A 15853-nucleotide genomic window follows, 5' to 3' on the forward strand; every position below is an offset into this window, starting at 1 on the left:
GAGTCGGCTTTTTTGTATGTGCAGGGAATAGTTTTAGGTCATGTTATATAGTCTTTCTTTTGGAAAAACTGCGGTAAATGTTGATCCCTCGTTTTCTTTAGACTGCACATCTAAATACGCACCGTGTTGCATAAGCACATGTTTTACAATTGCTAAGCCTAAACCTGTACCACCTGTTTGACGGCTACGGTCGCTGTCCACACGATAGAAGCGTTCAGTCAGGCGTGGTAAATGTTTAGGATTAATTCCGATGCCCGTGTCTTGTACACTAAAGTAAGCATGTTCGCCATCATCATGCCAGCCTATGGTAATGGTTCCACCTTTTGGCGTGTACTTGATGGCATTGGTAATTAAATTACTAAATGCGCTGGCAATTTCCATGTCGGAACCAATCAGGTCGCAGTGGCTATCAATGTGTAAATTGAGCGTATGTCCATAATCGGCATTATAGGCCTGAGCATCATCAAATAATTGATTCATTAAACTCGGCATTTCAATAATCTGATTTTTCGCAATTTTCTTGTTATTTTCTAAATTCGATAATAGCAGTAAATCATTGACCAAAGCATTCATACGCTTGGTTTGTGATTGCATTTGATCAAAGGCTCGTTTCCAGCGTGGACTAATATCTTCCTGATCTGTAAAGGTTTCGATATAACCACTCAGCACGGTTAGTGGTGTACGAAGTTCATGTGAAATATTATCGACGAAGTCTTTACGCATTTGCTCAAGGTTATGCATACGAGTCACGTCGTAAGCTACTAATAAACGACTTTCTCCACCAAATCGAGTGAGCTTAACCTGTACATAACGGTCATCATCAAAATTGGAATGGAGTTTAATCCCATCGGGTGCCTGATCAATATTGTTAAAATATTCAATAAAGGTCGGCTGACGTAAAATCGTTAAGAGGTTTCGGCCACGGTCAAGTGGACTAATCCCTAATAAACGCTCTGCGGCTGGGTTCCACCATTCGATTTGATGTTGATCATCAATTAGAACTACGGCCTCAGCAAGGGCAACTAAGGAAGATTGTGCTCGGTCAATTAAACCGACCATTTCGGCCTGAACAATTCGTTCCTGACGCTGAGCACGGTAAACATTAAATAATAATGCACCCCAAATCCCGTTAAGATTTGGAGGCACATCATAAGGTTTATTGGCAATCCAGTCATTGACCAGATATAAAGAACGCAACTGGAGTGTAAAAAACACCACGAAGGCGATAAAAATACAACTCCAGAAATACCCGACACCTAAACCGACTAAACCGGCAATAATTAGAAAAAATAATAAAAGCCGTAAATCTTGTTTGGCAAACGTCCATAAACTACTGTAACGAGAAAGTTTTTGTTCACGTACCTGTTCAGGGACGGGGTAAGGTTCATACATAAATCTTGGTTAACCTGCGGCTAAATCTGCACGTGTTGAGAAACGGTAGCCAGTTCCACGTACAGTCTGAACAAATCGGTCAACACCAAAAGGTTCTAAGACTTTACGCAAACGGCGGATATGCACATCGATAGTGCGGTCTTCAATATATACATTACCGCCCCATACCTGATCGAGCAACTGGGCACGTGTATATGCACGCTCTGGATGGGTCATAAAAAATGCAAGTAAGCGATATTCAGTTGGGCCCATATCTAAAATGCTGTTGCCAAAGCTAACACGCTGGCTTACAGGATCAAGAATTAAGCCATTGGCATCAATTGTTTTTTCACCACTTAATGCATTCGCACGACGTAGAACTGCCTTAATACGTGAAACCAGTTCACGTGTTGAGAAAGGCTTCGTCATGTAATCATCTGCACCCGCATCAAGACCTTGTACTTTATGGTCTTCTTCTCCACGAGCGGTGAGCATAATCACTGGAATTTCTGCTAGGTTCTCATCACGTTTTAAGCGGCGACATAAATCGACACCACTTACGCCTCCAGGTAACATCCAATCAAGCAAGATAAGCGCCGGACGTTGGTCGACGATAATTTGATGAGCCTGTTTGGCATCTTCAGCCTGTAAACACTGAAAGCCTGCCATGTCCAAAGAAGTATGGATCATTTCACGAATAGGGAGCTCATCATCGACAATTAAAATATAGTCATCTTTCACAGCGCAATATCCTATAGATTTAACGGTGAACCGTTTTGTAGTTATGACAGGCTTATTACAAAGATTAATTATGACAATTTCATTGCAGAAAAGTCTATAAAATTGAATTTAGCAATAATTTGTGACAAAACCAAGGCAAAGGCATGACCAAATGATGACATATAAACTTTAAACTTCTTAAATTCATTCAATGGGTTATTACCATAATTGCTTAACCGGTTTTTTAGATTATTAGCTGTCAAAAAACTTTAATATTATTTTGAAACTTGGGCTAATAGGGATAAGAAAACAATACGGCATGCGGTTAAAACCTGCTCAAGAGACTGCTCAAATCCTCCCATGACCCATCGAATCGCAATTTGGGTGACATATCCATTCAAGCCAGTTGCGATTAAAGAGAGCTCATTTTCATGGTGTTGAATTTGCGGCATGGTTAGCATAACAAAGGCCTGAATCATGCGATCAAATTGCGCAAGCGTTTCTTGAATGGTGGCTTGATTATGTAATTCTTGTACCAAAACGGCATCGACATAGATGATACGAGCTAATCTTGGATCATCTTTTAAGGTGGTCAGCAGTGCTCTTAAACCCGCATCGACCATTTTTTCTGGATCGGGTGCAGCTTTAATCACGGCTTGCATCAGATTTTGCTGTAATTCTTCAATCATTTTTAAAAAGATGGTTTGAAATAAATCTTCACTCTTCTTAAATGATTCATAAAAATAACGTTCTGTGAGTTTTGCCTCTTGGCAAACATCTTTTACCGTCACTGAAAAAAAACCGAGCGTTCCGTAGGTCGCAATACCTGCTTCAATCAGTTTTTCACGGCGTGCCTCTTTACGTTCAGATAGAGATAACCCTTTGAACTGACGTTCTTTACTCACACTTTTTGTTTTCTTTTTACTGGTTGAGTCGTTAGTCGCCATAAATAAGTCGTTTCCTAAAGAATGGTGTCCTAATTTATAGGTTTTGGCCAAATATGCTCACTATGATAAAGCCCTCAGAAGAATTGTGCCATTCTATCTGAAATTACAGTGTACTATATTGACAATGAATATTGTCAAAATTATATTGAAGATGTCTGAACTGCACATGCAATGAACCGACTGTGCAAATATCGAAAAACAAAGGATGGACAATGAAAAATTTTAAAAACAAAGTCGCTGCAATTACGGGCGCGGGTTCTGGCATTGGGCAACAGTTAGCAATTCTTTTGGCAAAACAAGGCTGCCATCTTTCGTTGAGTGATATTAATGAAAAAGGATTACAACAAACTGTCGAGCTTTTAAAGCCATACAGTAATATTACTGTTACCACCAAAAAGCTTGATGTATCTGATCGTGAAGCAGTAAAGCAGTGGGCACAAGAAACTGTGCAAGATCACGGTTCTGTTAACCTGATTTTTAACAATGCGGGCGTTGCATTAGGTTCAACTGTCGAAGGTGCGACCTACGAAGATTTAGAATGGATTGTTGGAATTAACTTCTGGGGTGTTGTGTACGGTACGAAAGAATTTTTACCGTTCATTAAGCAAACTCAAGATGGACACATTATTAACATCTCGAGCTTATTTGGTCTGACTGCCCAACCTACACAGTCTGGCTATAATGCAACCAAATTTGCTGTACGTGGTTTTACCGAGTCATTGCGCCAAGAGTTGGATATTGAAAAAAGTGGCGTGAGTTCTTTGTGCGTACATCCAGGGGGAATTCGTACCAATATTGCTAAAGCTGCAAAAATGAGTGACAGTTTGACTAGTTTAGGTATGGACCCGACTAAATCGATTCAAAACTTTGACAAGCTACTTCGTACTCCTCCAGAAGAAGCTGCCCGTCAAATCTTGGATGCTGTTTTGAAAAATAAACGCCGTTTATTGATTGGTAGTGATGCAAAAATTCTTGATGCATTCCAGCGTTTATTCCCGACCGGATACCAACGTGCTTCAACCATTGTGACTAAGTTAATGAAATAATTTTCAATGCAAAAAAGCCATCAATTGATGGCTTTTTTTATAATATTTAAATAGTTCTAAATAAGAACTTTGATCGTCTTTTTCTTCCAGATAAATTGATAATACAAGCCTTGAATAATACATAGACTGACAAATGCCAAGGCATAGGCAACCCAAATGCCTTTAAGTCCCCACATTGAGCTAAACCAGTAAGCACATGGAATCTCAATAAATAAAATGGCAGAGATGTTAATCAGCATTGGAACAGTTACGGTACCGCTCGAACGCATGATAGATGCAAAAATGGCACCTGCGCCAAAGAATAAAATTGCCCAAAGTACAATAAATAAAAGCTGCTGTCCTAACACCACCACAGTTGGGTCTGTGATAAATAAAGCCATCAAATATTTTGAAAATAGATAACCAAGTGCAATTAAGGCACCTGTAAATAAAAAGTTCATTCCCAGAGCGGTGCGTGTAACACGTGCGAGTAGATCTGATTTACCCGCACCAATCGCTTGCGCTGCAAAAATTGAGGCTGCGATGGAGATCGAAATCGCTGGAAACTGAATGTAGTTGAGCACCTGATTCACTGCACCATACGCTGCTGTAGCATGTGAACCATAATGGTTAACCAACCCAACAATAACCAAGCCAGCCATTGAGGTCGTAATCATTTGAATACCCGTTGGGACGCCTAAGCGTAAAATGATTTTGCTCAGTTCTGGATTATGACGGATATGTTGCAGAAGCTGACGATTAGGCCGAAGTGAATGATTTTTCTTATTTAGATAAATCGCAAGAAAAATTAATATTGCGATATAACTAATAATTGATGCTATAGCAGGAGCAATAATCCCTAGGGCAGGAAAGCCAAAATAACCTTTGAGAAGAATTGGTGTAATAATTACACCGATGACACTGGTTAAAGCGAGGGCCAGTAAAGGGGTTGTACTGTCTCCCACACCACGTAAAATTGAGGTATAGATAATATAAACGAACAGAAGAGGGCTACCCGCCAACATCCATTGAACATAAGGCAAAGCAAGATGCATTACCTTGGGATCAGTACCCAATAACTCTAAAATATCTTTAGCAAAGAACACACCAAGAATCGCGGTAACGATTCCACCAATGATGGTCATAAACAGGGTAGAACCGACCACACTTTGGACTTTCTCTATATTTTGCGCACCCCATGCTTGTCCTACTAAAACAGTCGTACCTGTTGAAATTCCGATAATAAAAGCGAGGAGCAAAAATAAGATAGGGAAATATACAGAAACTGCCGCAATTGCATCTACTCCCATCATTTGACCAACAAAGATGGTGTTAATAGTTCCCGACAAGTTCTGCAAAATATTGGTTGCAATCAAAGGTAGCAAGAAAACAAAAAATGTTTTCCATAGATTTTGTTGTTGAATTAAGGACTGTCTTGGTGGCATGTGTTCTCCATCGCCCATCTCTTTGATGAGCGGGGCGGATATTCAACTTAGCATAGTTGGAGCGAATGACTTGTAGTATTTTTACAGCGCTAAGTGGCTAAATTTATTAACATTGATTCAAAATTTCTCCTGCTTTTTGCAGAGTGTCATCATTTTTAGCAAAGCAGAATCGAATCAAGCGTAAAGACTCAGGCGCTTGCTGATAGAAAACCGAAACTGGAATAGCCACAATCTTATGTTGTTCGGCAAGAAACTGGCACATTTCTACATCGTTTAAGTCGGGACGAATTTGACTGTAATCGAGGTTTTGGAAATAAGTACCTTGAGAAGGTTTAAGTAAAAAACGACTATTATGAATTGCCTGATTAAATCGATCTCTTTTCGTTTGGTAAAACTGCGAGAGCTCTTGAATATGTTCTGGATGTTGCTCCATATATTGTGCTAGAGCAATCTGACAAGGAGTCGTACCACAGAAATTCGCATATTGATAAATCTGACGGAATAAACGCATCAGTTCAGGTGAAGCGACGCAGTAACCTGTTTTCCATCCCGTCACATGAAAGGTTTTTCCAAAAGAACCAATTACAAAACTACGCTCTCTGAGCTCTGGAAAATGCAATGCACTAAAGTGTTGTTGACCATCAAAAACTAAGTGTTCATAGACTTCATCGGATAAAACTAAAATATTTTTATCTTGAATCAGTTCAATGAGTTCTAACCAGTCTTGTTTTGCCCAGATCGTCCCAGTTGGATTATGGGGCGTATTCACCACAATCATACGGGTTTTGTCATTGATCAGATCTTTAACCTGTTGCCAGTTCACTTTAAAGTCAGGTGCTTGCAGGGCAATATGAACCGCTTTGCCGCCTGCTAACTCGACAGAAGGGCCATAGCTATCATAACTTGGGTCAAAAATAATGACTTCATCTCCTGCATTGATGCAGGCTTGTATGGCACAAAAAATTGCTATGGTTGCGCCTGGTGTAATCGTGATTTGAGTAACAGGATCAAGTTGAAGTTGATCACGCTGCTGAAATTGTAAAGCGAGTTGCTCCCGTAAACCGAGAATACCATCGCCAGGCGGGTACTGATTATGTCCAGCTAAAGTCGCTTGAGATAAGGCTTCAAGTAAGGCTTGTGGCGCTGGAAAATCTGGAAAGCCCTGTGACAGGTTGAGTGCACCTAGACGATGTGCCAGTGCCGTCATGGTACTAAAAATAGTCACGCCTTGAGTGGCCAATTTTGACTGTAGCTGAAGCATATTGTTCTCTTATTAAAAATATTTAAAGTTATAAAATTGATTCAATCACTGCCCGAATTACACCGAGTGTCAAACCAATAAATGCACCCACTACAACACCATTTACACGGATCATGTGTAAGTCGCCACCGACTTCATTTTCAATTTTCCCGATCATTTCACGTGAATCCCATTCATGAATTCGTTCACTCACATAGCGTATGATTTTATGGCTATATTGATCCGTAAAATTCATGGCAAGTCCTGTCATTTCTTTGTTGAGAACTTCACGTACTTTTACATTTTGAACAAGGTTTTCACCGAGCTGCTGAATCGCAGCCCGCAGGTTCATTGCAATGCCAGAGTCTTCTTTCATTAAATCTTCTTTAATGGCATCACACAAAATGGTGACAGCACCACTAATGAAATTTAGAACTTGAGGACTATCAAGGAGCGCATCTTTACCACTGTTAAGACGTTGACTGGCAACACTATCGGGTTTCGCTAGTTCCAGCATGAGTGAATGTGCAATTGTTTCAATTTCTTGCCGCCATGGGTGTTCATGGTCTGCCAGCATCGATTCTACTTTTTCAACCAATGAGTCGATGGTACGTTGTTGAACATCAATTCCAATCCAGCTTGCACCTCTTGCAAGTGACCAGACGCCTAGTGCTTTAAACATTTTTCGGGTTAATTCACGAGTTTTATCTGGATTTTGTACGACCCATTCATGAGCGATATCGAGACCACGCTGTAAAACGTCTTGGTGGAAATCATTTTCCAATACCGCGCGTAGCATCTCACTGGCGAGTTTGTTGACTTGGGTATTACGTACCCATTGCACACTGTTGTTTTGCACGAAATTAGCAATTTGCTCTTGGCTCACAAATTCAAAAATTTTCGGTACAGTTTGCTGAATGAGCTGCACTACTTGAGTATTGTTTTGTGGACTTGCCAACCATTGACCAATTGCGAGACTTAAGTCTGTTTTTTCTAAGCTTCTTTCGACTACTTGAGGCGAAAGAAAATTTTCCTGTACAAAACGGCCCATTGACTCTGCAATGCGTGCCTTATTACGCGGAATAATCTCGGTATGGTCCCGTAAAAACTTAGGAATCGGTAACTTACCAAAAGGGTTCCGAAATAGAACTGTAATCGCGTACCAATCGGCTAGACCACCAACTACACCTGCTTCGGCTCCTAGCATTAAAATATGAATAAAACCTGTGTACTCTGGCAGAAAACGGTCGGCTACCATCAGTGCAATCCACAGCACAACGACGATGATCAGCGCTAGGGTAGCAAAATATTTACTACGTTTAAGACTGGGCACGTGGTGAACTTCTTCTGCCATGCTCATAAATTTATCCTATTCATTTTTGTTTTACTGGAGGCTCGGGCGGTGGCAACAGCGCTCCTGTCGGACTCAATCCATATTTTTGTCCGATTGATTTCAAGATCAAGGTTGCATCAAAAGCGTCTTGAGGAGCCTGCTTTTGATCCCGATAACATTCAATAGTATACGACACTTGAACAGGGTCGATATTGACCACTTGTGGGAAATCATAGAATGGATCATGCCAGAAACCCGGATAGCGACGACCATAGCCATAAGGATAAAAGCTCGGCGCAGATGGATAAACCACAGCCTGACGTGGTGGTTTCTGACTTTGGTTACTTGGGTCATTCAGTACTTTAAAAAAGCGGAAACCTTTTTGCACGGTCGTTTGTGCTGATTTTACCAAAGTGATTTCTTCAGCTGCACCGTAACTCATATTCGGATCGGCTTGGAAACTAATACGAAACGTTTGCGCATTTAAAGGGTATGCGGAAAACTGGCCAAGTTGATCAAAGGTTTTTGGTTTACTTGGAGTCGTCGCACAAGCAGTTAAAGTTAAGGCAACGCCTAATGCTAAACAAAGAGAGAGATATTTCATGGTGAACTCCCAGCTGAGCATTAAAACAAAGATGACTCAGCATTAAAAATTAATAAGCTTTAAAAACTACTGTTCGGTTCTAATAAAAATTCGGTTTCCTCTGGAGTAGAAACACGCCCAAGAATGGTATTGCGATGAGGATAGCGTCCAAATCGATCAATAATGACTTTATGCTTTTTCTCAAAGCTTAAGTTAATTTCATTGCCAAGACGTTGAAATAGTTTCAAGGCAAATTCATGGATCAATTTTGATTCACTATGCATAAACGGCATATATAAAAAAGAGCGTTGCTCTGGATTAAGCTGTGCGTCTAATTGCAAACTAATTGCTTCTTGTGCCAAAGCTAATGCCAAGCTGTCATAGGCAAAAGATTGGGGCTGATCACGATAGATGTTGCGAGAAAACTGGTCTAGTACAATAATCTCTGCCAAACGACCTTCTGCTGTTTTTCGCCAAGACCAGAGTTCTGCTTGAGTTGCCTGTCGATGAACATCAGAAAAATTTTCACGGATTTTTTTGTCAAAATCATCACTTTTTGCAAACCAAAGTGAACGGTGTTCAGGAGAAAACCAGAAGTTTAAAATGTCTTGTTCGTTCATGATATTGACAACTCTTTAGCAATTATTCTTCAATAAAATCACAATTCTTTCGTGTCTTAAATAACAAGATTGTGATAAAAATTGCCAAACTGGAATGATGTGATTATATAAGTAACCGTATCATCTCACGATTTTGTATATAGTGATCTTTAATAAGCGAGCAAATGCATGAGTCAACCCACTACACCATCTCAATCAGTTATTCCTGCTTGGGTGGATTCGTCGCTACTACAAGGCATGTTACGTGGAATAGAGCGTGAAAGCCTACGTATGCAAAGTAATGGGTTCTTATCACAAGAGTTACATCCGAAAGCATTAGGTTCAGCTTTAACACATCCAAAAATTACGACTGATTATTCAGAAGCGTTGATGGAGTTTATTACTTCACCTAAGGCAACCATTGAAGAAGCTCTGCATGAGCTTACCGATATTCATGCGGTTGTGCATCGTCATTTAGAAAATGGTGAAAAACTCTGGCCGCTGTCTATGCCATGTATGTTAGATGACAATGAAGAACGCATTCGTCTAGCGCAGTACGGCACCTCTAATATTGGTCGTTTTAAAACACTATATCGCCGTGGGTTAGGAATTCGATATGGTCGTCGTATGCAGACCATTTCAGGGGTGCATTACAACTTATCTTTCCCAGATACACTTTTTGCTGAGTTACAAGCTCATGAAACTGACGAACAATTAAAATCATTAAGTTTGCAGGATTACCGTAGCCATCGTTATTTTGGCCTTATTCGTAATTTTATTCGTTTAACACCATTGGTTATGTTCTTGGTGGGCGCGAGTCCAACAGTATGTCGTTGTTTCTTGACCGGACACAAACATCATTTGTTGCCTTTAATCAAAGGGTCATACTATTTACCGTATGCTACAGCACTCCGTATGGGGCGATTGGGCTATCAAAACTCAGCCCAAAAAAGCTTAGGTATTCATTACAACAATTTGTCTGGCTATCTGGATGGTTTACAAAAAGCCGTTCATTCTCCTTACCCACCATTTAGCCGTTTAGGGTTAAATGATGCATCTGGTGAGCCGTTGCAAATTAATGATCATGTTTTGCAGATTGAGAATGAATATTACAGTTTAGTACGTCCAAAACAGGTGCCTCAAGCAGGTGAAACACCGTCTCAAGCTTTAAAAAATCGAGGCGTGGGCTATGTTGAGTTACGTGCTGTAGATGTAAATCCATACTCGGCAATTGGCATTGATGAAACGACAGCAGGCTTTCTTGAAGTGTTAGCACTTTATTGTTTGTTAAGTGATAGCCCAGACTTGTTATGTTCTGAGCAAGACTTGGTTGAGAAAAACCAGACAGAGGTGGTGAACCGAGGTCGAGCGCCAAACGCAACCATTACAGATTTAACTGGGTCATATCACATCGAAGATTGGGCACGTTTACATATTGCAAAAATGCAAGATTGTGCACAGCTACTCGATCAGACCTATGCAACGGACTTGTATGGTTCAGCTTTGGCGGTCATGCAAGCACGAATTGATGAAGTTGATGAAACTTTATCTGCCCATGTCATTGACGATACGTTAAAGCATGGTGGAACTTGGAGTTTTGGTAGCCACATGGCTCAGTTACATGCTGAAAGTTATGAACAGCATGAGCTTAGTGTGGAAACTTTGAAACATTTTGAACAGTTGGCTGCGCAATCTTTACAGCAGCAAGAAAAACTTGAGCACGATACCAAGATCAGTTTTGATCAATATCTTGAACAATATCGATAATAAAACGAGGTTTTACATGCGATTAAGTTACCGTTTGGTGAGTGGACTACTTGTTTTAGCAAGTATAGTCGGCATGTCTTTTGCGTTGTATCTGGAACATGTAAAAGGTTTAGAGCCATGTCCGCTCTGTATTTTTCAACGTGTTGGCTTAATGGCGATGGGCCTTGTAGCACTCATAGCCTTTTTGCATAACCCAGTTTCCAATGCGGTTAAACGTTTTTATGCATTTTTAGCAGGCATTGGAATTTTATGGTCAGTGGGTGTGGCAGGACGTCATGTCTGGTTACAACATTTACCACCAGATCAAGTACCAAGCTGTGGCCCGGGTTTAAATTATTTAATTGATGCCTTACCAATGAAAACGGTTTTACAAGAAGTATTGTCGGGTTCAGGTGAATGTGCAGCAATTGATTGGACCTTTTTAGGTCAATCTTTACCAGTTTGGTCATTGGTCTACTTCCTCTTACTATTACTGGTCTGTTTATGGCAGTTATTCCGTTTTTATCCAGTATTTAAGACAACCAAAAAAAGAGCTTAAAGCTCTATAAAAAAGCCCAACACTATGTTGGGCTTTTTATTACTTAGGAATAGGTCAAAATATAAGAAAACAAATTAAAAAAAAGAATAATGATGTAGACAGATAGGTCTGTTTTTTATAAAGTGCAGCCGTTTTATATCCTTATGATTATAAAAAATGCTTTTTAATATCTTTAATGTTTTGGAAAAAATAGGGTTAAGTGCGCAGAAACGTGCCGTCCATGTGCAATTTTCTAATGAACTACTCAATAGCCAAGTTTTTTTACAACGTATAGAAGGCCAACATCAGCTAAATGGGGGATTGGAAGCTGAGTTGATCTGCCTTTCAACGAGTGCACAAATTGCATTGAAGCAGTTTATAGGTGTGCAAGTTGCTGTTGATCAGGTCACTGATTCTGGACAATTATTTCGAACTACTGGAATTGTGACAGAAGCGAGTTATGGGCAGAGTGACGGTGCTTTAACACTTTATAAACTCACCTTAAAAGACGCGACAAACTTATGGCACAAGCGCCGTAATAGCCGTGTTTTCATGAATAAAAGCATTATTGAAGTCACGGAAGTTTTATTTAAAGAGTGGCAAGAAAAAAGTCAGCTATTTGCGACAAGTTTAAGTCTCGATCTTAGTGGGTTAAGCCAGAGTTATGATATTCGCCCATTTATCATGCAGCACAATGAGTCTGATTATGACTTTCTTACACGCTTGTGGCGAAGTGAAGGCGTTAGTTGGGTAATTGATGAAGCAGAGCTTTTTGTTCCTCACTTTACTGCATTTATACAACCTCAAAAACTTAGATTGGTTGATGATAATAGCCAGTATCAAGCTTTAGCACGTCGTAGTATTCGCTATCACAGAAGTAGTGCAACAGAATATCAAGATAGCATTACAGGTTTTGTTGCAGTGCGGACTTTGCAGCCGACTGCTGTACATGTGCAACGTTGGCAACCTGATGCTCTAGCACATGAAGAAGGTGTAGGTTCAGTTATCACTACACACCTCCATTCAGAGCAATTTGATTCAGCGAGTTTGAGTCTTGAACAAGCATGGCATGTTAGTCCTGCTTGGATGCAAGATTTGAAAGGGGAAGATCAGGCCACTGCTTCAAGTAGTAATCAGCTAGAGAAATTAAATCAGCACTTCACTGACATGTATGCGAGTCAGGCCAAATACTTTAAGGCCTATAGTAGTGTCCGTGATAGCCAAGTTGGTTATTGGTTTAATCTGCAGGAGCATCCTGAAATTGATCAGCATGAAGGGGCTGATCAAGAGTTCCTGATTATTGCTAAAAATTTCTATAACCAAAATAACTTACCAAAAGATTTACATCAGCAAGTTAGCCAGTTGTTAACCCAAAGTCGTTGGGATAAACATGGTTATGATGATATTGAGCGCCAAGGTAATGAGCTGACCCTAATACGCCGTCAGATCAAGACGGCACCTGAATATAATCCAGAACAGCATCGCCCAATTGCTTACCCGCAAAGAGCCAAAGTCGTGGGGCCAGAGGGAGAAACTATTCATGTTGATGAATGGGGGCGCATTAAGGTGCGTTTTCTATTCACCCGTAGTGATGATCATGGCCATGACGGTGGCGCGGGTAGCAATGACAATGATACCGACTCAGCTTGGGTGGATGTACTAACTCCTTGGGCAGGCGAAGGCTATGGAGCACGCTTCTTACCACGTATTGGTGAAGTGGTGGTCATTGACTTCTTTGATGGCAATATTGACCGTCCATTTGTGACTGGGCGCATCCATGAAGCGCAGCGTTCACCAACCAAGTTCGATGTGAAAGGGCAGCTTCCTGATACTAAAAAACTGAGCGGAATTCGCAGTCAGGAAATCAGTGGTAGTGGCTTTAACCAATTACGCTTTGATGACACAACGGGGCAAATTAGTACCCAATTACAAAGTAGTCATGCAGCAACACAGCTGAATTTAGGCAACTTGAGCCATCCGAAAGAACAAGCGACGAGTCAGGGTCGTGGTGAAGGCTTTGAGCTTAGAACAGATGCTTGGGGAGCTGTGCGTGCAGGTAAAGGCATGCTCATTAGTACCTATGCACAAGAGCAAGCTATTGCAGACCATTTAGAGGCGGCACAAGCACAATCCTTACTTTCACAAGGTTATGAAAGCATGAAAATGCTCAGTGAAGTTGCAGCAAAGCAACAGACTGATGCTTTGAACGTGATTAATCGCTTACCCAAATTCATCCAGTCACTTGAGCTAAAAACCACAGGACAGGCATTAAATAGTACGGTAAACCTATTTAAAGAAGGTATTAATAACGATCCTATTCATGCTTTAAAAGACTGTGGCGGCTTTATTCAAGACATTGGTGCACTAGGTGGAAATGCAAAAGGCGTTGTAGACGAATTTAATGCTTTCTTTACTGATGCCAAAGATGCGGTAGAAAATTTAAAAGCATTTATTGAAAATGTTGAAGAGCATGGTGCCGACATCGTTAAAGGAAAACTTGCCAGTATTAAAGACCGCATTCATAAAAATCCATTTGAAAGTATTCAAGAGGTTGGAAAAGTCTTGGCAAATGTCGAGACTAAAGACTTTGACATGATGAGTGTATGTGGAACATTTAGTAAAGGCAGTAAATTGGAAGTATCACCTTCTAAAGCATTAAGTTCTTTGCAAGGCTTTATGGAAGGTTATACCCAAGGTTTAGAAAGTAGTTCCGATAGTAAACAGCAAGAACAAGGCAAAATTTTTAGACAAGCGCTGATGTTATTAGCATCGCCAAATGGCATAGCCTTGACGACACCTGAAAATATTATTTTGCAAGCTTCGCAAGATATTGCAGAAAGTGCTAGTGGCTCCATTAATTTAAGTGCACAGAAAAATATCATTGGGCATGCGCAAGATAAAATAAGCTTGTTTGCCGCGCAAAAGGGTTTCCGTGCTTATGCAGCAAAAGGAAAGCTCGAACTACAAGCACAAGACGATGCTATTGAAGCAATTGCTAAAAAGGTCATCAAGCTCATTTCTACTGAAGAAAAAATCGAGCTTACCAGTCCAAAAGAAATTGTTTTAACAGCAGGTGGATCTCAGCTCAAAATTAATGCGGATGGCGTATTTTCAACAACAGGTGGCAAGTTTGAAAGTAAAGCTGGGCAGCATTTGTTTACGAGTGGGGCAACAGTAAATGCTGAGTTGCCGAAAATGCCTGAGAGTGGAATTTTTAGTCGAAGATTTGATTTTAGTGATATTTTCAATTTAGAAAATTTGAAAGAGGAAATTAGATTTAAAGTTATCAATAAAACAAAGAATACAGAATATGTTGGAATGTTAGATGAAATGGGTCGAACACCAAGAATATTTAGTGATTCATCAGATACTATTGAAATTCAATTTATTAGCAATAATGACAATAAAAGTATTATACCTACGAAGGAATTAAATGAAGATATTTATGATCATGATACTGGGGATTTTGTAGATGATGGAATTCAGAGCCAGCTTGCAGAAGCGCTAGATGATGAATATAAAGATGATCTAGAAGATGATTTTAATAAATTTGGAGTTTAAGAGATGAAACGCAGTCTAATATTGCTACTGAGCACATTTATCTCAATACAAGCTTTTGCTGAAGAAAATGCTTGTGAAAAAATTTGGGATAGCTTCAAAAATAAGAATGAAAGTATCAAAATTGATAAAGTTAATGTCCCATGTAAACAAATTTGGGAAGATAACAATAAAGCAAAGCTTGTAAAGACTATTGGCTTAAACCCAAAAGATCCTCAATGGATGTCAACAGGGGAATGTCAAGTTATTGAAGTGAATAAAAATAAATACCAAGTTTATTATGCTTATCTAAAAAATGATCATAGTGATATAAATATCATTAGTGATACTAATGATAATTATTTTTCATATTTTAGAAATTTAGGTCGCTATGATATGTTTGAAGATAAATTTTTTCCAACAAAAAAAGCGAATAAAAATGGTGTTGAGTTAAGTTGCCCTGGATTGGGGAATTTTGAGAAAATGAAACCTATTTTAAGTTCATATATCAATAATAAAAAAATTGATATTAAACGATTTAGTTTTGAGGACTTAAATAAATGAAAAATGGTAAATCTATAAATCAAAAGTCATATCCATTAACGCGATATGGATTTATTTGTGCCGTTTCAAGAATGGAATCTTCATCAGATTTAAGTTTGCCCTTAACGGCACCAGTAAACATTAGAGCAAGCCAAAATAAAAATTCTCTGGGTTATATTGGTTTTTTCCAGTTTGGGGAAGCTGCACTTATCGATCTTGGTTATTA

General features: G+C 39.7%; 14 protein-coding genes. 6 read left to right on the forward strand and 8 right to left on the reverse strand.

The window, feature by feature from the left end; genetic code table 11:
- Nucleotides 1–33 precede the first annotated feature (33 nt).
- The 3 genes from phoR to ACXM0J_RS13640 form a co-directional block, all read right to left on the reverse strand.
- Complete coding sequence (gene phoR / locus ACXM0J_RS13630; RefSeq protein ID WP_068564604.1) at nt 34–1392, reverse strand: phosphate regulon sensor histidine kinase PhoR; 1359 nt, start codon at nt 1390–1392, stop codon at nt 34–36.
- A 9-nt stretch (nt 1393–1401) separates the two neighbouring features.
- Nucleotides 1402–2112 carry a phosphate regulon transcriptional regulator PhoB gene (phoB, locus tag ACXM0J_RS13635; RefSeq protein ID WP_000650776.1) on the reverse strand — a complete coding sequence of 237 codons (711 nt, stop codon included), beginning with the start codon at nt 2110–2112 and terminating at the stop codon, nt 1402–1404.
- A 254-nt stretch (nt 2113–2366) separates the two neighbouring features.
- Nucleotides 2367–3038, reverse strand: a complete 672-nt coding sequence (locus ACXM0J_RS13640) for a TetR/AcrR family transcriptional regulator (RefSeq protein WP_031949648.1) — start codon at nt 3036–3038, stop codon at nt 2367–2369.
- A gap of 212 nt (nt 3039–3250) precedes the next feature.
- On the opposite strand from ACXM0J_RS13640, the gene ACXM0J_RS13645 reads away from it, so the two are divergent.
- Complete coding sequence (locus ACXM0J_RS13645; protein ID WP_039766441.1) at nt 3251–4084, forward strand: SDR family NAD(P)-dependent oxidoreductase; 834 nt, start codon at nt 3251–3253, stop codon at nt 4082–4084.
- Nucleotides 4085–4140: 56 nt separating this feature from the next.
- On the opposite strand, the gene ACXM0J_RS13650 is transcribed toward ACXM0J_RS13645, so the two are convergent.
- The 5 genes from ACXM0J_RS13650 to ACXM0J_RS13670 all read right to left on the reverse strand — a co-directional run bounded on the left by ACXM0J_RS13650 (nt 4141) and on the right by ACXM0J_RS13670 (nt 9284).
- On the reverse strand, nt 4141–5508 hold the full coding sequence (locus tag ACXM0J_RS13650) for an MATE family efflux transporter (protein WP_213034442.1): 1368 nt from the start codon (nt 5506–5508) through the stop codon (nt 4141–4143).
- Nucleotides 5509–5614: 106 nt separating this feature from the next.
- On the reverse strand, nt 5615–6769 hold the full coding sequence (locus ACXM0J_RS13655) for a pyridoxal phosphate-dependent aminotransferase (RefSeq protein ID WP_086265698.1): 1155 nt from the start codon (nt 6767–6769) through the stop codon (nt 5615–5617).
- A 28-nt stretch (nt 6770–6797) separates the two neighbouring features.
- Nucleotides 6798–8108 (reverse strand): DUF445 domain-containing protein, encoded by a 1311-nt coding sequence (locus tag ACXM0J_RS13660; protein WP_005078711.1) that lies wholly within the window; start codon nt 8106–8108, stop codon nt 6798–6800.
- Between the two features lie 13 nt (nt 8109–8121).
- Entirely contained in the window at nt 8122–8685 is a 564-nt protein-coding gene (locus ACXM0J_RS13665; RefSeq protein ID WP_086265697.1) for a CC0125/CC1285 family lipoprotein, read from the reverse strand.
- Between the two features lie 59 nt (nt 8686–8744).
- Nucleotides 8745–9284, reverse strand: coding sequence for a DUF924 family protein (locus ACXM0J_RS13670; RefSeq protein ID WP_002121850.1), 540 nt, complete (start codon nt 9282–9284; stop codon nt 8745–8747).
- Nucleotides 9285–9452: 168 nt separating this feature from the next.
- Between ACXM0J_RS13670 and gshA the strand changes: the two genes are divergently transcribed.
- The 5 genes from gshA to ACXM0J_RS13695 all read left to right on the forward strand — a co-directional run.
- Entirely contained in the window at nt 9453–11030 is a 1578-nt protein-coding gene (gene gshA, locus ACXM0J_RS13675; RefSeq protein ID WP_086265696.1) for a glutamate--cysteine ligase, read from the forward strand.
- A gap of 16 nt (nt 11031–11046) precedes the next feature.
- The gene (locus tag ACXM0J_RS13680) at nt 11047–11568 is read left to right on the forward strand and encodes a disulfide bond formation protein B (RefSeq protein WP_086265695.1); all 522 of its coding nucleotides are present in this window, start codon (nt 11047–11049) and stop codon (nt 11566–11568) included.
- Between the two features lie 156 nt (nt 11569–11724).
- A complete protein-coding gene (locus tag ACXM0J_RS13685) occupies nt 11725–15108 on the forward strand; it encodes a type VI secretion system Vgr family protein (RefSeq protein ID WP_086265694.1) in 3384 nt (1127 codons plus the stop codon).
- A 3-nt stretch (nt 15109–15111) separates the two neighbouring features.
- Nucleotides 15112–15648, forward strand: a complete 537-nt coding sequence (locus ACXM0J_RS13690; protein ID WP_086265693.1) for a hypothetical protein — start codon at nt 15112–15114, stop codon at nt 15646–15648.
- Nucleotides 15645–15853: hypothetical protein (locus ACXM0J_RS13695; RefSeq protein ID WP_479750595.1), on the forward strand; the 209-nt coding region annotated here is incomplete at its 3' end. The genes ACXM0J_RS13690 and ACXM0J_RS13695, both read left to right, overlap by 4 nt.

The sequence above is a fragment of the Acinetobacter sp. GRABPA_MV_2 genome (assembly GCF_056725885.1).

Coding starts and splice junctions, on each gene's coding strand:
- phoR (WP_068564604.1), bottom strand. CDS start 1,392: ATGTATGAACCTTACCCCGTCCCTGAACAGGTACGTGAACAAAAACTT.
- ACXM0J_RS13640 (WP_031949648.1), bottom strand. CDS start 3,038: ATGGCGACTAACGACTCAACCAGTAAAAAGAAAACAAAAAGTGTGAGT.
- ACXM0J_RS13645 (WP_039766441.1), top strand. CDS start 3,251: ATGAAAAATTTTAAAAACAAAGTCGCTGCAATTACGGGCGCGGGTTCT.
- ACXM0J_RS13650 (WP_213034442.1), bottom strand. CDS start 5,508: ATGCCACCAAGACAGTCCTTAATTCAACAACAAAATCTATGGAAAACA.
- ACXM0J_RS13655 (WP_086265698.1), bottom strand. CDS start 6,769: ATGCTTCAGCTACAGTCAAAATTGGCCACTCAAGGCGTGACTATTTTT.
- ACXM0J_RS13660 (WP_005078711.1), bottom strand. CDS start 8,108: ATGAGCATGGCAGAAGAAGTTCACCACGTGCCCAGTCTTAAACGTAGT.
- ACXM0J_RS13665 (WP_086265697.1), bottom strand. CDS start 8,685: ATGAAATATCTCTCTCTTTGTTTAGCATTAGGCGTTGCCTTAACTTTA.
- ACXM0J_RS13670 (WP_002121850.1), bottom strand. CDS start 9,284: ATGAACGAACAAGACATTTTAAACTTCTGGTTTTCTCCTGAACACCGT.
- gshA (WP_086265696.1), top strand. CDS start 9,453: ATGAGTCAACCCACTACACCATCTCAATCAGTTATTCCTGCTTGGGTG.
- ACXM0J_RS13680 (WP_086265695.1), top strand. CDS start 11,047: ATGCGATTAAGTTACCGTTTGGTGAGTGGACTACTTGTTTTAGCAAGT.
- ACXM0J_RS13685 (WP_086265694.1), top strand. CDS start 11,725: ATGCTTTTTAATATCTTTAATGTTTTGGAAAAAATAGGGTTAAGTGCG.
- ACXM0J_RS13690 (WP_086265693.1), top strand. CDS start 15,112: ATGAAACGCAGTCTAATATTGCTACTGAGCACATTTATCTCAATACAA.